Here is a 19,605-nt window from a genome sequence, read left to right as displayed (position 1 = left end):
GGCCGTCCTGAGCCCCGCCGGGCGTAGGCTCGGACCCGGGCGGGCAACGCCCCGACGCTATCGCCACGACGCTTAAGGAATCTCTGATGGAGCTCGGTCTCGTCGGCCTCGGCAAGATGGGCGGCAACATGCGCGAGCGCATCCGCCGCGCAGGCCACACCGTCATCGGTTACGACCGCAACCCGGATGTCGCCGATGTCCACAGTCTCGAAGAGCTTGTGGGCAAGCTGAAGGGCCCGCGGGTCATCTGGGTCATGGTCCCGGCCGGTGCCGCGACCCAGTCCACGATCGACGAGCTCGCCGTACTGCTCTCGCCCGGCGACGTCGTCGTCGACGGCGGGAACTCGCGCTGGACCGACGACGAGAAGCACGCCGTCGAGCTGGGCCTCAAGGAGATCGGCTTCGTCGACTGCGGCGTCTCCGGCGGCGTCTGGGGCCTGGAGAACGGCTACGCCCTGATGTACGGCGGCAGCGCGGAGAACGTGGCGAAGGTCCAGCCGATCTTCGACGCCCTCAAGCCCGAGGGCGACTTCGGCTCCGTCCACGCGGGCAAGGTCGGCGCCGGCCACTTCGCGAAGATGGTCCACAACGGCATCGAGTACGCCATGATGCAGGCCTACGCCGAGGGCTGGGAGCTGCTGGAGAAGGTCGACTCCGTCACCGACGTACGCGAGGTCTTCCGCTCCTGGCAGGAGGGCACGGTCATCCGCTCCTGGCTGCTGGACCTCGCGGTCAACGCCCTGGACGACGACGAGCACCTGGACAAGCTCCGGGGCTTCGCCGCCGACTCGGGCGAGGGCCGCTGGACGGTGGAGGCCGCGATCGACAACGCGGTGCCGCTGCCCGCCATCACGGCGTCCCTGTTCGCGCGGTTCGCCTCGCGCCAGGACGACTCGCCGCAGATGAAGATGATCGCCGCGCTGCGCAACCAGTTCGGCGGCCACGCGGTCGAGTCCAAGTCCGAGAACTGATCGGACCGCCGGCGGCGCGTCGGCAGTGAAACAACCAGCGAAGCACCACCGGGAGAGGTCGGCCACCATGCACGTCACCCATCTCTCGCTGGCCGACTTCCGCTCGTACGCCCGGGTCGAGGTCCCTCTCGACCCGGGCGTCACCGCGTTCGTGGGGCCCAACGGGCAGGGCAAGACCAATCTCGTCGAGGCCGTCGGCTATCTCGCCACCCTCGGCAGCCACCGGGTCTCCTCGGACGCCCCCCTGGTGCGGATGGGCGCCGAGCGGGCCGTGATCCGCGCGGCGGTGACCCAGGGCGAGCGTTCGCAGCTGATCGAGCTGGAGCTCAACCCCGGCCGCGCCAACCGGGCCCGTATCAACAGGTCCTCGCAGGTCAGACCGCGTGACGTGCTCGGGATCGTACGGACGGTGCTGTTCGCGCCGGAGGATCTGGCCCTGGTCAAGGGCGACCCCGGGGAGCGGCGGCGGTTCCTGGACGAGCTGATCACCGCGCGCTCGCCCCGGATGGCCGGGGTCCGCTCCGACTACGAGCGGGTGCTCAAGCAGCGCAACACCCTGCTGAAGTCCGCCGCGATGGCCCGTCGGCACGGCGGCCGGTCCATGGACCTGTCCACCCTCGACGTCTGGGACCAGCACCTGGGCCGGGTCGGCGCCGAGCTGCTCGCGCAGCGCCTGGACCTGATCGCCACGCTCCAGCCGCTGGCCGACAAGGCGTACGGGGACGTGGCGCCGGGCGGCGGCCCCGTAACGCTGGAGTACCGCAGCTCGGTGGGCGAGGGCATCGACCCGGCGAGCACCCGCGAGGTGCTGTACGAGCGGTTGACCGCGGCGCTCGTGGAGGTCCGCAAGCAGGAGATCGAGCGCGGGGTGACGCTGGTGGGCCCGCACCGGGACGACCTGCTGCTCGGCCTGCGGTCCATGCCCGCGAAGGGGTACGCGAGCCACGGGGAGTCCTGGAGCTACGCGCTGGCGCTGCGGCTGGCCAGTTACGAGCTGCTGCGCGCCGAGGGCAACGAGCCGGTGCTGGTCCTGGACGACGTCTTCGCCGAGCTGGACGCCCGCCGTCGGGAGCGGCTGGCGGAGCTGGTGGCCCCGGGCGAGCAGGTGCTGGTGACGGCCGCGGTGGCGGAGGACGTGCCGGGCGTGCTGGCGGGGGCGCGGTACGCGGTGTCGGCGGGCGAGGTGGAGCGGGTATGACCGGCCGGGACGAAGAGCCTGGGGGCGCTGCCCGTACGGACGGTACGGGGGCCGGAGCGGCCGGTACGCCGGCGGCCGCCGGGAGCCCCAAGCCGCCCGAGGTGTCCGGCGTCGACCTCGCCCGGGTCGCGCTGCGGGCGGCGAAGGAGCAGGCCCGGGCGCGGGGTGCGGCGGCCCAGCAGAAGAAGCAGGCCAGGCGGGGCGGCGGGCTGCGCTCCGGGGCCCGCTCGGACGGCCGCGATCCGCAGCCGCTGGGCTCCGCGATCAACCGCCTGATCACCGAACGCGGCTGGGAGACCCCGGCGGCGGTGGGCGGGGTGATGGGGCGGTGGCCGCAGATCGTGGGCGACGATCTGGCCAACCACTGCGTACCCCTCCGCTACGACGAGGACCCGGCCGCGCGGGTGCTCACTGTGAGCTGCGACTCCACGGCATGGGCGACCCAGCTCCGGCTGCTGGCCCCGCAACTGGTGGCCCGGCTCAACGCGGATCTGGGGCAGGGCACCGTACGGATGATCAAGGTGCTCGGTCCGGGGGGTCCGGAGCGCCGGTTCGGGCCGCTGCGGGCGCCCGGCAGCAAGGGGCCCGGGGACACCTACGGGTGAGCGTCCGGCTGTTGATCGTATGGGTTGCTTCCAAGCTCTGATCTGCACTTCTGGCTGAAACTTGTCGTGTTCCTGATACCTGCGCACGGGGCTCGGAGCTGTCCGGTGGTGCCGGTTCGCCGTGGTTCGTACCGGCGGAAACCGGGGGGTGTGGCCGGAGCGTCCCTCACCGTAGCGGGAGGTTGACAGGCCGAAGCGCTCAATGCCCGTCAGAGCCTCTTGGGGCCCCTCCCTGGATATGGGGAGTCGTCAACCGCCGATTCAGGGCGGCACATGCGTACTCAGGTACCGGCAAACCCCCATTCATGTCAGTGCTACCGGTAGACTGGTGAGTAATCCCGCCGCTGAGGCGGGAGTCGTCGATACAAGCCGAACGACGCAGCCGCTCCCGCCTGTCCGGAAGACGGCCTGTGCTGTGCCAGAAAGGGCGCTTCGTGGCCGATTCCGGCAACCCCAACGAGAACATTCCGTCCACAGCCGGTGAGCCGGGCGAGGCCACGGCCTCGTACGACGCCAGCGCGATCACCGTGCTGGAAGGGCTGGACGCGGTCCGCAAGCGGCCTGGTATGTACATCGGCTCGACCGGTGAGCGCGGCCTGCACCACCTCGTGCAGGAGGTCGTCGACAACTCGGTCGACGAGGCGATGGCGGGCCACGCGACCACGATCGACGTCACGATCCTCGCCGACGGCGGCGTGCGCGTGATCGACAACGGCCGTGGCATCCCGGTCGGCATCGTGCCGTCCGAGGGCAAGCCGGCCGTCGAGGTCGTGCTCACCGTGCTGCACGCGGGCGGCAAGTTCGGCGGCGGCGGTTACGCCGTCTCCGGCGGTCTGCACGGCGTCGGCGTCTCCGTCGTCAACGCCCTGTCCACCCGGGTCGCCGTCGAGGTCAAGACCGACGGATACCGCTGGACCCAGGACTACAAGCTCGGTGTCCCCACCGCTCCGCTGGCCAAGCACGAGGCCACGGACGAGACGGGCACGTCGGTCACCTTCTGGGCCGACGGCGACATCTTCGAGACCACCGAGTACAGCTTCGAGACCCTCTCGCGCCGCTTCCAGGAGATGGCGTTCCTCAACAAGGGCCTCACCCTCAAGCTGACCGACGAGCGCGAGTCGGCGAAGGCCACGGCGGGCGCCGACAGCGCCGAGGCCGTCGAGGTGCCCGAGGAGGAGACGACCCGCACGGTCACGTACCACTACGAGAACGGCATCGTCGACTTCGTCAAGTACCTCAACTCCCGCAAGGGCGACGTCATCCACCAGTCGGTGATCGACATCGAGGCCGAGGACAAGGACCGTCTCCTCTCGGCCGAGATCGCCATGCAGTGGAACACGCAGTACACCGAGGGCGTCTACTCCTTCGCCAACGCGATCCACACGCATGAGGGCGGTACGCACGAGGAAGGCTTCCGCGCCGCGCTGACCTCCCTGGTCAACCGGTACGCGCGCGACAAGAAGCTGCTGCGCGAGAAGGACGACAACCTCACCGGCGAGGACGTCCGCGAGGGCCTCACCGCGATCATCTCGGTGAAGCTGGGCGAGCCGCAGTTCGAGGGCCAGACGAAGACCAAGCTGGGCAACACGGAGGCCAAGACCTTCGTGCAGAAGGTCGTCCACGAGCAGTTGACGGACTGGTTCGACCGCAACCCCAACGAGGCCGCCGACATCATCCGCAAGGGCATCGCCGCCTCGACCGCCCGGGTGGCGGCCCGCAAGGCGCGTGACCTGACGCGGCGCAAGGGGCTCCTGGAGAGCGCCTCGCTGCCCGGCAAGCTCAGCGACTGCCAGTCGAACGACCCCACCAAGTGCGAGATCTTCATCGTCGAGGGTGACTCCGCCGGCGGTTCGGCGAAGTCCGGCCGCAACCCGATGTACCAGGCGATCCTGCCCATCCGCGGCAAGATCCTGAACGTCGAGAAGGCGCGGATCGACAAGATCCTCCAGAACACCGAGGTCCAGGCGCTGATCTCGGCCTTCGGCACCGGGGTCCACGAGGACTTCGACATCGAGAAGCTCCGCTATCACAAGATCATTCTGATGGCGGACGCCGACGTCGACGGCCAGCACATCAACACCCTGCTGCTGACGTTCCTCTTCCGCTTCATGCGGCCGCTGGTCGAGCAGGGCAACGTCTACCTCTCGCGCCCGCCGCTCTACAAGATCAAGTGGGGCCGGGACGACTTCGAGTACGCGTACTCGGACCGCGAGCGCGACGCGCTCGTGGCGCTCGGCAAGGAGAACGGCAAGCGGATCAAGGAAGACTCGATCCAGCGCTTCAAGGGCCTCGGCGAGATGAACGCCGAAGAGCTGCGCGTCACCACCATGGACGTCGACCACCGGGTCCTCGGCCAGGTCACGCTGGACGACGCGGCGCAGGCCGACGACCTGTTCTCGGTGCTCATGGGTGAGGACGTCGAGGCACGGCGCTCGTTCATCCAGCGCAACGCCAAGGACGTCCGCTTCCTCGACATCTGAGTCGGCCGTACCCGCGACGCCGCAGCTCGAAAGGACTTTGACCAGCAATGGCCGACGAGAACACCCCCGTGACACCTGAACCCGTGACGCCCGAGGAAGAGACCGTCCCCGGTGTGGGCATGCGTGTCGAGCCCGTCGGGCTCGAGACGGAGATGCAGCGCTCCTATCTCGATTACGCGATGTCCGTCATCGTCTCGCGTGCGCTGCCCGACGTACGGGACGGCCTCAAGCCCGTCCACCGCCGGGTGCTGTACGCGATGTACGACGGCGGCTACCGCCCGGAGAAGGGGTTCTACAAGTGCGCCCGCGTCGTCGGTGACGTCATGGGTACGTACCACCCGCACGGCGACTCCTCCATCTACGACGCCCTGGTGCGCCTCGCGCAGCCGTGGTCGCTGCGGATGCCGCTCGTGGACTCCAACGGCAACTTCGGTTCGCCGGGCAACGACCCGGCCGCCGCCATGCGGTACACCGAGTGCAAGATGATGCCGCTGTCCATGGAGATGGTCCGGGACATCGACGAGGAGACCGTCGACTTCCAGGACAACTACGACGGCCGCAACCAGGAGCCGACGGTCCTGCCGGCGCGCTTCCCGAACCTCCTGGTCAACGGCTCCGCCGGCATCGCGGTCGGCATGGCGACCAACATCCCGCCGCACAACCTGCGCGAGGTCGCCGCCGGTGCCCAGTGGTATCTGGAGCACCCCGAGGCCTCGCACGAGGAGCTGCTGGACGCGCTGATCGAGCGCATCAAGGGCCCCGACTTCCCGACCGGCGCGCTGGTCGTGGGCCGTAAGGGCATCGAGGAGGCGTACCGCACCGGGCGCGGCTCCATCACGATGCGCGCGGTCGTCGCGGTCGAGGAGATCCAGGGCCGCCAGTGCCTGGTCGTCACGGAGCTGCCGTTCCAGACGAACCCCGACAACCTCGCGCAGAAGATCGCCGACCTGGTCAAGGACGGCAAGGTCGGCGGCATCGCGGACGTCCGCGACGAGACCTCCTCGCGTACGGGACAGCGCCTGGTCGTCGTCCTCAAGCGGGACGCGGTCGCCAAGGTCGTCCTGAACAACCTGTACAAGCACACCGACCTCCAGACGAACTTCGGCGCCAACATGCTGGCGCTCGTCGACGGGGTCCCGCGCACGCTCTCGATCGACGCGTTCATCCGCCACTGGGTGACGCACCAGATCGAGGTCATCGTCCGGCGTACGAAGTTCCGGCTGCGCAAGGCCGAGGAGCGGGCGCACATCCTGCGCGGCCTCCTGAAGGCCCTGAACGCCATCGATGAGGTCATCGCCCTCATCCGGCGCTCCAACACCGTGGAGATCGCGCGGGAGGGCCTGATGGGCCTGCTGGAGATCGACGAGCTCCAGGCCAACGCGATCCTGGAGATGCAGCTCCGCCGGCTGGCCGCGCTGGAGCACCAGAAGATCACCGCCGAGCACGACGAGCTCCAGGCGAAGATCAACGAGTACAACGAGATCCTGGCCTCGCCGGCCAAGCAGCGCCAGATCGTCAGCGAGGAACTGGCCGCGATCGTCGAGAAGTTCGGCGACGACCGGCGCTCCAAGCTGGTGCCCTTCGACGGTGACATGTCCATCGAGGACCTGATCGCCGAGGAGGACATCGTCGTCACGATCTCCCGCAGCGGCTATGTGAAGCGCACGAAGACGGACGACTACCGCTCGCAGAAGCGCGGCGGCAAGGGGGTGCGCGGGACGAAGCTGCGGGAAGACGACATCGTCGACCACTTCTTCGTCTCCACGACCCACCACTGGCTGCTGTTCTTCACGAACAAGGGCCGCGTCTACCGGGCGAAGGCCTACGAGCTCCCGGACGCCGGCCGGGACGCGCGCGGCCAGCACGTCGCCAACCTGCTGGCCTTCCAGCCGGACGAGAAGATCGCGCAGATCCTCGCGATCCGCGACTACGAGGCCGTGCCGTACCTGATCCTGGCGACGAAGGGCGGTCTGGTGAAGAAGACCGCGCTCAAGGATTACGATTCGCCTCGCTCGGGCGGTGTCATCGCGATCAACCTGCGTGAGATGCCGGAGGGCGGCGACGACGAGCTGATCGGTGCCGAGCTGGTGTCGGCGGAGGACGATCTGCTGCTCATCAGCAAGAAGGCGCAGTCGATCCGGTTCACCGCGACGGACGACGCGCTGCGGCCGATGGGCCGGGCCACCTCGGGTGTGAAGGGCATGAGTTTCCGTGAGGGAGACGAACTGCTCTCGATGAATGTCGTCCGGCCCGGTACGTTCGTCTTCACCGCAACCGACGGCGGGTACGCCAAGCGCACCCCCGTCGACGAGTACCGCGTCCAGGGCCGCGGCGGCCTCGGCATCAAGGCTGCCAAGATCGTCGAGGACCGGGGCTCGCTCGTCGGTGCGCTGGTGGTCGAGGAGACCGACGAGATCCTCGCCATCACGCTCGGCGGCGGTGTGATTCGTACGCGAGTCAATGAAGTCAGGGAGACGGGCCGTGACACCATGGGCGTCCAACTGATCAATCTGGGCAAGCGGGATGCCGTCGTCGGCATCGCGCGCAATGCCGAGGCCGGTCGTGAGGCGGAAGAGGTCGATGGGGCCGATGATGCTGAGAGCGAGACGGCCGAGGTCCACGCCGCGAGCGTGGTAGAGGGCACTGTCGAGGGCACGGAGCCTTCGACCGGGGAGCACGAGGAGTAGAGCGTGAGTGGAGCCACGGGCGCCGGTTCGGCCGCTTCCGGAGCAGGAGCGAACGGTGCCCGTGGCCCTGCCACGGACTCCCAAGGGGGCACTGTGACGGACACACGAGGGCCTCAGCCCCAGTACGAGGGTTACGCGACCGGGCCGCTGCCCGGCGAGCGTGAGCCCGCACCGGGGCAGTCGGGGCCGTACCACCCGCCTCAGGCGTACCAGGCGCCCGGCGGTGGCACCCAGGGCGGCCAGCAGCGCCCCGGGCAGGGCGGCGGGGGCACGCTGGGCGGCGCGCAGGGCGTGGGCGGTGCCCAGGCGACGCGCAAGCCGCGTACGGGGGCGCGGACCACTCCGCGTACCCGCAAGGCCCGACTGCGGGTGGCCAAGGCCGACCCGTGGTCGGTGATGAAGGTCAGCTTCCTGCTGTCGATCGCCCTGGGCATCTGCACGGTGGTGGCGGCGGCGGTCCTGTGGATGGTGATGGACGCGATGGGCGTCTTCTCCACCGTGGGCGGCACGATCAGCGAGGCCACCGGCTCGAACGAGAGCAACGGCTTCGATCTGCAGTCGTTCCTCTCGCTGCCGCGGGTGCTCATCTTCACGTCGGTCATCGCCGTGATCGACGTGGTGCTGGCCACCGCGCTGGCGACGCTGGGCGCCTTCATCTACAACCTGTCGGCGGGCTTCGTGGGCGGCGTCGAGCTCACGCTGGCCGAGGACGAGTAGCGCGCCGAGTATCGATTTTGGGACTGGCCCCGACGTGCGCTAATCTTCAGAAGTCAGCGCGGAGCAACACAGCGCGGCGGGGCTATAGCTCAGTTGGTTAGAGCGCATCCCTGATAAGGATGAGGCCACAGGTTCAAATCCTGTTAGCCCCACCAGCACGAAGACCCCCAGCCATCAGTGGCTGGGGGTCTTCGCGTTGGTGGGGCGCGGGGGACGGGGTGTACGGGCGTCGGGCGTGCCGGAAGCCTGTTGTCGCAGTACGGCAGCGGCGCTCCTCCTCGGACAGCACACGCACTCCTTGTGCAGCAGGCGCTCCTCGTCCAGCACACGTTCCTCGTGCAGCACACGCTCCTCGTACGGTGCCGGTCGTGCGGCGCCGGCCCCGCCCCCGGGCGCACGGAAAGGGCCCCCGGCCGGTGTGAACCGGCCAGGGGCCCCGGGGTGCGGTGGGCGCCGGGATCAGGGGGGCGGTGCCGGGGAGTCGCCTTCCGGGGCCGTGTGGTGGGCGGCGGCGGTGGTGCGGGCCGTGGACGCCGGGTCGGCCGACAGGTGGCGGGTGGCCGGGGAGGAGCCGTGGGCCTCGGCCCGGATGCGCTGCTTCATCGTGGGCGGCAGGGCCCGGTCACGCGGAAGGGTCCATCGGACCGAGGGAGCGAGTGGAGTTGCCGCGGTGGCACCCGTGTGCTCCTGGGTCGTGGCGCTCGGCTGCGCGGCGTTCGTGGCGTTCGCGGCGCTCGCCGTGGCGGTGGCGAGGCCCAGCGACGCCAGCAGGGCGAAGAAGGCGGTGATGAAGGCGGTCCAGATGCTCTTGGGCTGGAAGGTGCTCATGGCCCCTCGCTTTCGGGTGGTCCGGTTGCTGACTTCTCCGATCATGTGGATCCGGGCCGCGATTTCGGGGAGCGACGCCCGCGCTGCGCCGATCTTCGGATGAACACCACTCGTATGGTGCAACCGGGGCTGACGAGCCGTCCGGAACGCGTTACGGGGGTCGGTGCGGGCTTCGTCGGGGCGCCGGGAGCGGGCTGCTTTTGGGTTCCAGGCAGGTCACCGATCGGTATCGGCCGGTGTGTATAGTCGGCGACAGAAGGCCCCTATTCCAAGGAAAGACGAGGTCGCGCGGTGAAGAAGCTTCTCCTGGTCGCACTGGCTGCCATCGGCGGGCTCCTCGTGTACCGCCAGATCCAGGCGGATCGCGCCGAGCAGGACCTGTGGACGGAGGCAACCGACTCCGTGCCCGCAGGTTCGGGTGTGTGAGACGGCACAGTCTGTTACGGGCCCCGGTCGCTGAGCGGCCGGGGCTTCGTGCTGTCCGGGGCTCGTGGGGGCGTTCGTGCGGGGTGGGCTGTTGCGTGACCGTGACGGCAGCCGCCTTGAGTTCACCTGAGCAAATTAGTAGCTTGCTGAAGCAAATGGACAGGGCTTCCTTCCGGGGGACAGTGGGCCCGGCGGTCGCGGCCAGTACCTGAACAAGTCGGGTGATCCGGCTTCCGCCGGAGACAGCAGTGGTGCGGTCGGGGCAGGATGGACCGGCAGTGCGGCCATGGGGACGACGAGGGGAAGCGCGTGAAGAGGCACCGCAACAGGGGGCGGGCGATGCTGGCGGCACTCGCCGCGATGTGCGCGACGGTGGTGGTGCTGCTGCCGGGACAGGCGTACGCGGACGGCCCGCCGGCGTACGCCTTCGACCCCGACGCGAAGAACGTGCAGGGTGCGGTGCGCAACGCCGAGGCGTCGGTCATGCAGCCGGGGGCGGTGTACCGCAGCTCCATCGAGCCGGGCGAGAAGCTCTACTACCGGGTGAAGCTCGACAGCCTCACCGACGCCTACGTCTCGGCGGTCGCGGTGCCGAAGAGCGGCGGCTCGGTGGCGTACGGGGACGGGATCACCGTCAGCATCCGGGACCTCAACGACTCGCGGTGCAGCTCCAACCAGACCACCTTCGGCTCGGGCGAGACGCCGCGGCCGATCGCCGCGTACGCGCACCGGACCATCGGCAAGGGGTCGAGCACCACCTGCAAGGAGGCCGGGACGTACGACGTCCTCGTCGAGCGCGAGAGCAAGCCCGACTCCAGCCCCGAGGCGTGGAACCTGGAGCTGCGCTTCGTCGAGGAGCCCGCGCTGAGGAGCGGCGGGCCCACGGAGACCACCGCACCGAAGGACTGGCCCTCGGCCACGCCCGCCCCGCTGGACGTGGAGGCGCAGAAGCGTACGGGCGGCAGCAGTTACTACGACGCCACCAGCCTGAAGACCGGTGAGTGGATCGACGGGATCGCCCCGGGGCAGACCCGCTTCTACCGGGTGCCGGTGGACTGGGGCCAGCAGATCTACGCCTCCGCCGTGCTCAGCAACACCACGGTCGACTCCACGGAGTTCATCGGCAACGCGCTCACCCTGTCGCTGGACAACCCGGCCCAGGGGCACATCACGGACACCTCCCTCTCGTACTCGGGCAAGTCCGCGAGCACGGCGCTGAAGCCGCTGCCGCCGGTGGCGTACCGCAACCGGTACGACTACAGCTCGCAGGTCAGCACCCTGCGCTTCGCCGGCTGGTACTACCTGTCGGTGACGCTCAGTCCGAAGGTCGCCGAGAGCTATGGCAAGGACCCGATCGCGCTGACGATGTCGGTCCAGGTGAAGAACGAGGCCGGCCCGTCGCCGTACGAGGGTGACCCCGGGATCTTCGCGGTGACCGAGAAGGACAAGGAGCTGGCCCAGAGCGGCGACAGCGCTCCGAAGGCCGCGAAGAGCGCGACGATGCAGGTTGTCGCGGCGGGGGCGCTCGGGACGGGCGCCGTGCTGGTGCTCGGCCTCGGCGCCTGGACGCTGCTGGCCCGCCGCCGCGCGGCCGCCGCCGGCGGAGCCGGCCAGGGCCACCAATAGCAACCGCCGTTCGGGGGGCCGCCGCAGCAGGGCTGGTGACGTCCGCCCTTACATCTGGGTCAGCGCCCAGATACCGACCGCGAAGCAGATCAGCGCCACCACCAGAACCGGGACCGCCACCTTCGGGGGCGGTCCCGGCCGCGTCTGCCGTACGGGGGCGTGCGCCGGAGTGTGGGCTGCGAGGGGTTGCTGCTGCTGGGCGGTGTAGGGGCGGGTGGTCGAGGCGTCGTACGGAACGCCGGAGGTCGGCGCCTGGGAGGGGTGCGGGGCTCCGACGGCGTACGGGGAAGGGGCGGCGGGCTGGGCGGGCAGCGGGGCCGGCGGCGGGGCGGTGGGCGTGGGCTGGTGGAACTGGGGCTGCTGCGGCTGTGGTTGCTGTTGCTGTTGCTGTTGCTGTTGTGGCGGGGGCGCCAGGTGGAAGCTGCCGGTCTCCGACATCGAGACGGGCGGAGGCGGCGAGACGGGCGGCTGCGGTGTCGCGGATGCCTGAGGCGCCTCGGATACCTCAGGCGTCTTCACGGGGCCGTCCGGGCCGAACCCCGCGGGCAGCGGCCCGATCTGGTCGAACACCTCCACCGGCTCGTCGTCCGGACCCGGCTCGGGCAGCATCTCGACCGCCGCGGTCAGGGCCTTGCGCGCCCCCGTCGCCGTACGGAACCGGGCCTGCGGGTCCGGCTGCAGCAGCCCGGCCAGCACCTGCCAGAGCGGCTCGGGGATGCCGTCGGGGGCGCCCGGGGTGCCGTGGGCGGCGAAGTGCTCCACCAGCGCCTGGGAGTCGGGCTTCCGGCCCTGGAGGAGGTAGAGGGCGACCAGGCCGACCGCGAAGAGGTCCGCGGGGAAGTCGGGCTCGGCGCCCATCATCTGCTCGGGGGCGAAGTAACCGGGCGTACCGACCACGTAGTTGGTCTCGGTCAGCCGGGGCTCGCCCTTGCGCATCGAGATGCCGAAGTCGGAGAGGCGCAGATGCGGGCGGCCCGAACCGGTCGCCTCCATCAGGATGTTGGCCGGCTTGATGTCGCGGTGCACCACTCCTTCGGCGTGCACCGTGGACAGCCCGGAGAGCAACTGATCCAGCAGCAGGCAGACGAAGCGCGGCGGCAACGGGCCGTAGTCGCCTATGACATGGGCGAGCGAGCCGCCGCTCACCAGGTCCATGGTGAACAGGACCTTGTCGTCGTCGGCGGCCCAACTGGCCGGGGCGAGGACATGCGGGTGCTCGATGCGCAGCGCCTGCTCGCGGACGAAGCGCAGCAGCGTGTGCGCGTCGCTCTGCTGCAGGACCTTGGCCGCGACGTACCTGCGGCGCCGTTGGTCCCAGGCCCGCCAGACCGCGCCGACCCCACCGCGTCCGATCGGATCGACCAGCTCGTACCGACCGGCGAAGACCTCACCCATTGCGCTGTGCCCGCTCCCAGTTCCTGTTGTCGCCGCGGCTCTGCGGGGACCAGGGACTCCGGCTGTGCGAGGCCCTGGTTCCGTCGTCGTGCGGCCGTACGGTCGTGCCGTCGTGCCGTCGTGATCCCGAGCCGCTAGCTCTGGTGTCCCTCGTAGTGCGCGACCGCGTCCGCGGTGCGGCCGGCTCCGTACACCCGGAGGAACTCTGCCAGTTCCGGGTGGGTCGGGGCGAGGGCGTCGGCGGCATCGATGATGTCGCCGGCCGCCGAGACCGACCTCAGCAGGGACTGGATCTCACGCACCACGCGGCGGACGGTGGGGGCGCCGCCGGTCGACGTGGTCTGGCCGGTGCCGGTCAGGACGGACCCGCCCTGCGATTTCTTGATCTCTTCCATCCGGTCGGTGGCCTCGCCCGCGCTGACGCTGCCGTCCGCGACCTGGCTCGACAGCTCCTGAAGGGCCTGGACGCGCTGGACGACCGCCGGGTTCCCGATCTTGGCCCGCTGGCCGCTCATCAGCTGGGAGAGCATCGGGGCGGACAGCCCGAGAACCGCGGCGAGCCGTGCCTGGTTCAGGCCGAGATCGTCGATCAGCCGACGGAAGAGCGCCCCCAGCGGCTCCCCGTACCAACTGCGCTGAAGCTCTCTGGCTCTTGCCGTCGCCTCTTGTTGCGCTGCGTCCATTGCGTCTCCCCTTCGCTGCGGCTTCGCTGCTGCGAACCTCGTCGAGCATCTTACGGAGCGTGGTCGTCCACCGGGAGTCCCTATCCTTTTGCAAGATGGGGTGGAGCACCCGGTATTCTGTCGGAGACGGTTGCCGCAGCACGGTGTGTTCCGGCGTTGTCCTTGTTTGCTGTGCTTCGGGGCCTTAGCTCAGTTGGTAGAGCGCTGCCTTTGCAAGGCAGATGTCAGGAGTTCGAATCTCCTAGGCTCCACCTCGATGAACACCCCCTGACCGACGGAAACGTCGGTCAGGGGGTGTTCTGCGTTCCACAGGCGTCGGTCCGGCGGTCACGGTGACGTCGTTGAGCAGAAGCAAAGCGGTCGGGGCGGCGGCGTCATCCGGAGGGCGACGGGGGCGGCACGTCGTCGAGGTTGATGCACTTCGTGTACGTCTTCACGGGCTCGACCAGGGCGGACAGGTCGACCAGGACGTCGTCCACGGCGGCCACGTCGTCGGAGACCACGGCCTCCACGGCCGGGTCGCGGCCGTAGGTGACGACCACCTTCCCGCCGTCCTTCGAGCGGTCCTCGCGGAAGACCCAGTCCACGCCCTCGACGGTCGCGCACGGGTCGAGGGTCGGTACGGGCAGCTCGACACCGCAGCGCAGCACGATCGCGTTCTCGCCCCAGACCGCGACGCCGGGGCGGTCGGTGAACGTCAGCTGCCGGCCGCCGAGGCGGTCCGGGTAGCGGTCGGCGAGCTGCTCGCAGGCGGCGTTTCCGGCGTGCGGTGCGGAGGTGACGCCTTCCCCCGGGGAGTCGGCCCCGCACGACACCAGGACACCGGCGGCCAGTGCGGAGGCCGCCGCCGCGAGGGCGGCCCTCCTCGGCCGGGGGATGCGCAGCACAGGAAGGACCTTTCGTGAGGGCGGGGACGTCCGGGGGAGGCTACTGCTCAGCGGCCGGCGTCCGCGCCGGCCCCTCGTGGATCAGTGTGTCACCCGCCCCTCGGCAGGCTGTGGGTGAGGGGGCACGGCTCGGGGTCCCGCCGGAGGCACCACGAAGAACGCCGGTCCGCCACAGGACCCGTGAAGGTCTGTGGCGGACCGGCGTTCTCTTCTTTTAGGTGCCGTTACGGCGGCGACGCCCTCAGGGGCGGTCGTCGAGGCCCGGGGTGTCCCCGTTCGCCTCGGCCTCGGCCTGCTTGGCCTTGACCTCCGGGTCGAGCACGGCCTGGCCGCTACCGTCGACCGAGCTCAGCGGCGAACGGTCGTCGCCCACCTCGGTGGCGACGGGCGGCTCGACCAGCCAGTCCGGGTTGGCCTGCTTGTCCCACCAGCGCCAGGCGGCATAGGCACCGCCGGCGACGATGCCCAGTACCAGGAGCCCCTTGGTCGCCCGGCCGGCCCTGGCCCGACGCTCGTGCTTGCGGGCCAGCTTCTGGATCTCCTTGGCCGTGACGTTGCTCCGCAGTGCGGCCAGTGCGGCGGCGCTGCGGGCGGTCGCCTGCTCGGCGACCGGCACGGCCACCGCCTTGGCGTGCTCGACGCGCGGCGCGGTGTAGTCGGCGGCGGTCCGGGCGGCCTTCCGGGTCGAGTGCGCCGCACGGTGCGCGGCCTCGTCGACCTTCGGCGGCACATGGGCCAGAGCCTGTTCGAGACGCGGTGCCAGATGGGACTCGTACTGGACGCGGGCCTGCTTGGCGGCCTTCGTCACCTTGGGCGCGAGCTGGACACGGGCCTCGTGCGCGTACAGTGCAGCCTGCTTCTTGGCCGTGTCGGCGTACGGCGCCACCACTTCCGCGGCGTGCTGCGCGCTGTCCCTGGCCGAGTCGGTTGCGGCGCGCACGCTGTCGATGCGGGTCACGGGATCCTCCTCCTTGGTGGCGGGTAGGTACTCCGCCTTTCCGCCCCATGCGAAATCATGCCTGTTGCGGCCATGACCGGCACTCAGAACGAGCATCCGGGTCATGATCGTCATTTCCGTCAAAACGGTTCAAGTAGATAAAACGGTGCAAGTGAAGTGTGCCGACGACAATGCCATGGTTCGGCGGTGAACGCGCCGTTCTGCCAGGCATCCGGCCGTACATTTCCCGGTACGTGGGAGGATCGGCGGACGTCAGCGAAGGATGAGGGAAGGCAGATCGTGGCCGAGGAGCTTTACGCCACCTTGAAGACCAGCCAGGGCGACATCGAGATCCGGCTTCTGCCGAACCACGCCCCCAGGACGGTCAGGAACTTCGTCGAGCTGGCCACCGGACAGCGCGAGTGGACCAACCCCGCGACCGGCGCGAAGTCCACGGACCGGCTGTACGACGGCACCGTCTTCCACCGGGTCATCAGTGGGTTCATGATCCAGGGCGGCGACCCGCTGGGCAACGGCACGGGCGGCCCGGGCTACAAGTTCTCCGACGAGTTCCACCCGGAGCTGGCCTTCACCAAGCCGTACCTGCTGGCCATGGCGAACGCGGGCCCCGGGACCAACGGCTCGCAGTTCTTCCTGACCGTCTCGCCCACCGCCTGGCTGACCGGCAAGCACACCATCTTCGGCGAGGTCGCCGACGAGGCGGGCCGCAAGGTCGTCGACGCCATCGCGGCCACCCCGACCAACCCGCGCACCGACCGCCCGATGCAGGACGTGGTCATCGAGTCGGTCGTCGTCGAGACCCGCTGACGTTCCGCTCCGACGGGAACCAACCGCCCTGCCCGTCCGTACTGTTACATAGCGGACCAGCGGGGCGGCCGTGCGTGCGGTGCCCCGGGGCGAGACCGAGAGGCAGGCCAGGACCGATGGACCAGCAGCCGCCGGCGGGCCGAGGCGTACCGGAGGGCGGGGAGGCCGTGCCGAGGTGCTACCGGCACCCCGACCGGGAGACCGGGATCAGCTGCACGCGCTGCGAGCGGCCGATCTGCACCGAGTGCATGGTCAGCGCCTCCGTCGGCTTCCAGTGCCCCGACTGCGTACGCCAGGGCTCAGGCACCGGCCACCACCCGGCCGCGAGCATGCCCCGCACGCTGGCCGGCGGCACCGTGGCCGCCGATCCGCGGCTGGTCACCAAGATCCTGATCGGCATCAATCTCGCGGTCTTCATCCTGGTCGCGGCCGCTCCGGAGTCCCTGCTCGACGATCTGGTACTGCTCGGCCGGGCCTGGGACCCGACGCCGCCGCCGGGCTCGGTCGAAGGCATCGCCGAGGGCCAGTGGTATCGCCTGGTGACCTCGATGTTCCTGCACCAGGAGGTGTGGCACATCGGGTTCAACATGCTGGGTCTGTGGTGGCTCGGCGGACCGCTGGAGGCGGCGCTCGGCCGGGTCCGCTATCTCGCGCTCTATCTGCTCTCCGGCCTCGCCGGCAGTGCCCTGACCTATCTGATCGCCGCGCCGAACCAGCCGTCGCTGGGCGCCTCCGGTGCGATCTTCGGCCTGCTGGGCGCCACCGCGGTGCTGATGCGCCGGATGAACTACGACATGCGCCCGGTGCTGGTCCTGCTGGCGCTGAACCTGGTCTTCACCTTCACCATGGGCGGGATCGCGTGGGAGGCGCATGTCGGCGGTCTCGTCGCGGGCGTCCTGATCGCGATAGGACTGGTGCACGCGCCGCGTGAGCACCGTACGGCCGTGCAGGCCGGGAGCTGTGCGCTGGTGCTGCTGGCGTCGGTGGCGATCATCGTGGCCCGGACGATGTCCCTGAGCTGAGCCGTGTTCGTAGCGCTTTCGTAGCGCTCATGAGAGCGCGAAAGGGGCCTCTGCCCCCAGGGCAGACCCCAGTTGTCCACAGTGAGGGCAGGATCTTGTGCATGGCAAGGGGAACATCTGTGCCTACCGTCGCTGAGCTGGGTTTTTTCCCTGGGAAATGGGGTGCAGCCCCCCTCGATGAGGGAGGCTGCAGTCACACCGGCGTCAACTTGGGTGCAGGTTATCCACAGATCGTCTGACCTTTTCCCCCGACTGTGGATAACTCTGTGGGTAACTCAGGGCAAGGCTTGCGTGAGGGCGCGCGCTACTTCCACTGCGTGGAGACGGCGAAGCCACCGGCGATGAAGCCGAAGCCCACGACGATGTTCCAGTTGCCCAGAGCGTCGATCGGCAGGTCGCCTTCGGTCACGTAGAACACCACGATCCAGGCCAGCCCGATGAGGAACAGGGCCAGCATCACCGGAGCGACCCAACTGCGGTTGGTCAGCTTTATAGCGGTTGCCTGCTTCGCCGCGGGCGGCGTGAAGTCGGCCTTCTTGCGGATACGTGACTTCGGCACGAGGGACTCTCCTGTCGATGCGCTGCGTGACCGCGCAGGGATCTGTGGCGGGCGCCGGGGCGGGGATGCCAGGGGGCATGCTGCCTCCCCCGGGCGTCCGTTAGCGTAGTGCTTCCATGGCGCCCGATGAGATAAGGGTACGTTGAGCAATTCTGCCGACTCTCCCGAAGGCCCGGTCCGGCACACCTCCGTGTGGGCGGCCCGGGGGCTCACCGCTGCTGTTTTCGCCCTGGCCGGGCTGATCTTCGTCACCAGCGCCAACACGGCCAAGGGCACCAATCTGCGCAGCGACTCCTCCTTGCTCAAGCTCTCCGACCTGATCAAGGAACGCAGCGAGAACAACGCCGGACTGAACGACTCGGTCGCCTCCGCGCGGGCGGACGTCGACGCGCTCGCCCAGCGCGACGACGGCTCCACCGAGGCCGAGGACGCCAAGCTGAAGGCCCTGGAGAAGGCGGCCGGCACCACGAAGATCACCGGCGACGCCGTCAGCGTCACCCTCGACGACGCGCCCCCCGACGCCACCGCCAACCCCGGCTACCCCGAGCCCCAGCCCAACGACCTGGTCATCCACCAGCAGGACCTCCAGGCCGTGGTGAACGCCCTCTGGCAGGGCGGGGCGCGCGGGATCCAGGTGATGGACCAGCGGCTGATCTCCACCAGCGCGGTCCGCTGTGTCGGCAACACCCTGATCCTCCAGGGCCGCGTCTACTCCCCGCCGTACAAGGTCACCGCCGTGGGTGACCCCGGCAAGCTCAAGCAGGCGCTCGACAACTCCACGGCGATCCAGAACTACCAGCTGTACGTGAAGGCGTACGGGCTGGGCTGGAAAGTCGACGAGGACGACGCGGTGACTCTTCCCGGCTACTCGGGCACAGTGGACCTCCACCACGCGAAGCCTGTGGAGTGAACCCGGGCTGACCCCCCGGGAGGCCGTCCGGTGTCGTCACGACCGTCGATGCGATCGGTGGGATCCGGAGGTCCGGCGCGATCGTTACGGCTCGTCGTCAGAACCTTCAGTGAACTGTGCATCACCGTGGGCGCCTTGATCGTCCTCTTCGTCGCCTACGTCCTGCTGTGGACGGGGGTCAAGGCAGCCGACGCGGCCGAGGGCGAGATCGAGACACTGCGCGGCCGCTGGGCCCAGGAGCCCGCGGCCCTTTCCCCGGGCCCCTCTCCGTCGCCGTCCCCGACCCCGTACCGCGATGGAAAGCCCTTCGCGACGCTGCACATCCCCCGCTTCGGCGCCGACTGGGAGTGGCCCGTCCTGGAGAACACCGAGGCCAGGACCTTGCAGAAGGGGCTCGGCCACTACAGCGGCACCGCCCGCCCGGGAGAGAGCGGAAACTTCGCGGTCGCCGGGCACCGCCGGACCTACGGAGACCCCTTCAAGGACTTCCCCCGGCTGCGCCCCGGGGACGCGGTGATCGTCAACGACGGCACGACCTGGTTCACGTACCGCATCGCCAAGGAGCCCTACCGGACCGTGCCCACCGACACCGCCGTCGTCGATCCCGTCCCCCGCCGCTCCGGCTTCGAGGGGCCCGGCCGCTATCTGACGCTCACCACGTGCGAGCCCGAGTGGGGCAGCAGCCACCGGCTGATCGCCTGGGCGCACCTGGACGCGACGCGGCCGGTGAGCGAGGGGAAGCCGCCGGACCTTACCGGCTGACCCGGGCCCGGCCGGGGTTTTCCACAGGCTGACCCACTCTCCGGCCGCGGCACTCTAATCTGGTGCGAGTACCGAACGGAGGGG

General features: G+C 69.7%; 18 protein-coding genes and 2 tRNA genes. 14 read left to right on the top strand and 6 right to left on the bottom strand.

Translation table 11 applies throughout. The features are described 5' to 3' along the window. Positions 1-86 precede the first annotated feature (86 nt). From gnd to ACFWRT_RS11965, 7 genes are all read left to right on the top strand, one after another. The gene (gnd, locus tag ACFWRT_RS11995; protein ID WP_380954119.1) at positions 87-971 is read left to right on the top strand and encodes a phosphogluconate dehydrogenase (NAD(+)-dependent, decarboxylating); all 885 of its coding nucleotides are present in this window, start codon (positions 87-89) and stop codon (positions 969-971) included. Between the two features lie 67 nt (positions 972-1,038). After that, entirely contained in the window at positions 1,039-2,169 is a 1,131-nt protein-coding gene (recF, locus tag ACFWRT_RS11990; protein WP_380954121.1) for a DNA replication/repair protein RecF, read from the top strand. A 101-nt stretch (positions 2,170-2,270) separates the two neighbouring features. After that, positions 2,271-2,774: a DciA family protein gene (locus ACFWRT_RS11985; protein ID WP_018513883.1), complete on the top strand. Its 504-nt coding sequence runs from the start codon at positions 2,271-2,273 to the stop codon at positions 2,772-2,774. Between the two features lie 410 nt (positions 2,775-3,184). Further along, complete coding sequence (gene gyrB, locus ACFWRT_RS11980; protein WP_380954123.1) at positions 3,185-5,254, top strand: DNA topoisomerase (ATP-hydrolyzing) subunit B; 2,070 nt, start codon at positions 3,185-3,187, stop codon at positions 5,252-5,254. A gap of 47 nt (positions 5,255-5,301) precedes the next feature. Continuing rightward, a complete protein-coding gene (gyrA, locus tag ACFWRT_RS11975) occupies positions 5,302-7,941 on the top strand; it encodes a DNA gyrase subunit A (RefSeq protein WP_380954125.1) in 2,640 nt (879 codons plus the stop codon). A 93-nt stretch (positions 7,942-8,034) separates the two neighbouring features. After that, on the top strand, positions 8,035-8,658 hold the full coding sequence (locus tag ACFWRT_RS11970) for a DUF3566 domain-containing protein (RefSeq protein ID WP_380954127.1): 624 nt from the start codon (positions 8,035-8,037) through the stop codon (positions 8,656-8,658). Positions 8,659-8,736: 78 nt separating this feature from the next. Next, positions 8,737-8,813: transfer RNA gene (locus ACFWRT_RS11965), tRNA-Ile, on the top strand. Positions 8,814-9,117: 304 nt separating this feature from the next. Here the strand turns inward: ACFWRT_RS11965 and ACFWRT_RS11960 are convergent. After that, positions 9,118-9,486, bottom strand: coding sequence for a DUF6344 domain-containing protein (locus tag ACFWRT_RS11960; RefSeq protein ID WP_380954129.1), 369 nt, complete (start codon positions 9,484-9,486; stop codon positions 9,118-9,120). A gap of 291 nt (positions 9,487-9,777) precedes the next feature. Between ACFWRT_RS11960 and ACFWRT_RS11955 the strand changes: the two genes are divergently transcribed. Both ACFWRT_RS11955 and ACFWRT_RS11950 read left to right on the top strand, forming a co-directional pair. Next, positions 9,778-9,912, top strand: a complete 135-nt coding sequence (locus tag ACFWRT_RS11955) for a DLW-39 family protein (protein ID WP_003958712.1) — start codon at positions 9,778-9,780, stop codon at positions 9,910-9,912. 339 nt (positions 9,913-10,251) lie between these two features. Continuing rightward, entirely contained in the window at positions 10,252-11,538 is a 1,287-nt protein-coding gene (locus tag ACFWRT_RS11950) for a hypothetical protein (protein WP_380954183.1), read from the top strand. A gap of 48 nt (positions 11,539-11,586) precedes the next feature. Here ACFWRT_RS11950 and ACFWRT_RS11945 read toward each other — a convergent pair whose 3' ends face one another. Together ACFWRT_RS11945 and ACFWRT_RS11940 are read right to left on the bottom strand one after the other, a co-directional pair. After that, complete coding sequence (locus tag ACFWRT_RS11945; RefSeq protein WP_380954131.1) at positions 11,587-12,933, bottom strand: serine/threonine-protein kinase; 1,347 nt, start codon at positions 12,931-12,933, stop codon at positions 11,587-11,589. A gap of 134 nt (positions 12,934-13,067) precedes the next feature. Further along, the gene (locus ACFWRT_RS11940) at positions 13,068-13,616 is read right to left on the bottom strand and encodes a helix-turn-helix domain-containing protein (RefSeq protein WP_073875146.1); all 549 of its coding nucleotides are present in this window, start codon (positions 13,614-13,616) and stop codon (positions 13,068-13,070) included. 178 nt (positions 13,617-13,794) lie between these two features. On the opposite strand from ACFWRT_RS11940, the gene ACFWRT_RS11935 reads away from it, so the two are divergent. Further along, a tRNA-Ala gene (locus tag ACFWRT_RS11935) sits at positions 13,795-13,867 on the top strand. Between the two features lie 123 nt (positions 13,868-13,990). Here the strand turns inward: ACFWRT_RS11935 and ACFWRT_RS11930 are convergent. Both ACFWRT_RS11930 and ACFWRT_RS11925 read right to left on the bottom strand, forming a co-directional pair. Beyond that, positions 13,991-14,503, bottom strand: a complete 513-nt coding sequence (locus ACFWRT_RS11930; protein ID WP_380954133.1) for a DUF3515 family protein — start codon at positions 14,501-14,503, stop codon at positions 13,991-13,993. Between the two features lie 241 nt (positions 14,504-14,744). Continuing rightward, on the bottom strand, positions 14,745-15,461 hold the full coding sequence (locus ACFWRT_RS11925) for a DUF5324 family protein (protein ID WP_380954135.1): 717 nt from the start codon (positions 15,459-15,461) through the stop codon (positions 14,745-14,747). A gap of 279 nt (positions 15,462-15,740) precedes the next feature. On the opposite strand from ACFWRT_RS11925, the gene ACFWRT_RS11920 reads away from it, so the two are divergent. Then, on the top strand, positions 15,741-16,268 hold the full coding sequence (locus tag ACFWRT_RS11920) for a peptidylprolyl isomerase (protein WP_380954137.1): 528 nt from the start codon (positions 15,741-15,743) through the stop codon (positions 16,266-16,268). Between the two features lie 116 nt (positions 16,269-16,384). Next, on the top strand, positions 16,385-17,290 hold the full coding sequence (locus tag ACFWRT_RS11915; protein ID WP_380954139.1) for a rhomboid family intramembrane serine protease: 906 nt from the start codon (positions 16,385-16,387) through the stop codon (positions 17,288-17,290). 304 nt (positions 17,291-17,594) lie between these two features. Here ACFWRT_RS11915 and crgA read toward each other — a convergent pair whose 3' ends face one another. Next, positions 17,595-17,849, bottom strand: a complete 255-nt coding sequence (gene crgA / locus ACFWRT_RS11910; protein WP_018513895.1) for a cell division protein CrgA — start codon at positions 17,847-17,849, stop codon at positions 17,595-17,597. Between the two features lie 142 nt (positions 17,850-17,991). On the opposite strand from crgA, the gene ACFWRT_RS11905 reads away from it, so the two are divergent. Continuing rightward, complete coding sequence (locus tag ACFWRT_RS11905; RefSeq protein WP_380954141.1) at positions 17,992-18,759, top strand: DUF881 domain-containing protein; 768 nt, start codon at positions 17,992-17,994, stop codon at positions 18,757-18,759. 48 nt (positions 18,760-18,807) lie between these two features. Beyond that, positions 18,808-19,521: a class E sortase gene (locus ACFWRT_RS11900; protein WP_380954184.1), complete on the top strand. Its 714-nt coding sequence runs from the start codon at positions 18,808-18,810 to the stop codon at positions 19,519-19,521. The last annotated feature ends 84 nt before the right edge of the window (positions 19,522-19,605 follow it).

It is taken from the genome of Streptomyces cyaneofuscatus (assembly GCF_042718795.1).
GTDB lineage: Bacteria > Actinomycetota > Actinomycetes > Streptomycetales > Streptomycetaceae > Streptomyces > Streptomyces cyaneofuscatus_A.
Note: the sequence above shows the minus strand (reverse complement) of the source record. Positions and strands in the feature narration are given on the sequence as shown.

Coding starts and splice junctions, on each gene's coding strand:
- gnd (WP_380954119.1), top strand. CDS start 87: ATGGAGCTCGGTCTCGTCGGCCTCGGCAAGATGGGCGGCAACATGCGC.
- recF (WP_380954121.1), top strand. CDS start 1,039: ATGCACGTCACCCATCTCTCGCTGGCCGACTTCCGCTCGTACGCCCGG.
- gyrA (WP_380954125.1), top strand. CDS start 5,302: ATGGCCGACGAGAACACCCCCGTGACACCTGAACCCGTGACGCCCGAG.
- ACFWRT_RS11960 (WP_380954129.1), bottom strand. CDS start 9,486: ATGAGCACCTTCCAGCCCAAGAGCATCTGGACCGCCTTCATCACCGCC.
- ACFWRT_RS11950 (WP_380954183.1), top strand. CDS start 10,252: ATGCTGGCGGCACTCGCCGCGATGTGCGCGACGGTGGTGGTGCTGCTG.
- ACFWRT_RS11945 (WP_380954131.1), bottom strand. CDS start 12,933: ATGGGTGAGGTCTTCGCCGGTCGGTACGAGCTGGTCGATCCGATCGGA.
- ACFWRT_RS11940 (WP_073875146.1), bottom strand. CDS start 13,616: ATGGACGCAGCGCAACAAGAGGCGACGGCAAGAGCCAGAGAGCTTCAG.
- ACFWRT_RS11915 (WP_380954139.1), top strand. CDS start 16,385: ATGGACCAGCAGCCGCCGGCGGGCCGAGGCGTACCGGAGGGCGGGGAG.
- ACFWRT_RS11900 (WP_380954184.1), top strand. CDS start 18,808: ATGCGATCGGTGGGATCCGGAGGTCCGGCGCGATCGTTACGGCTCGTC.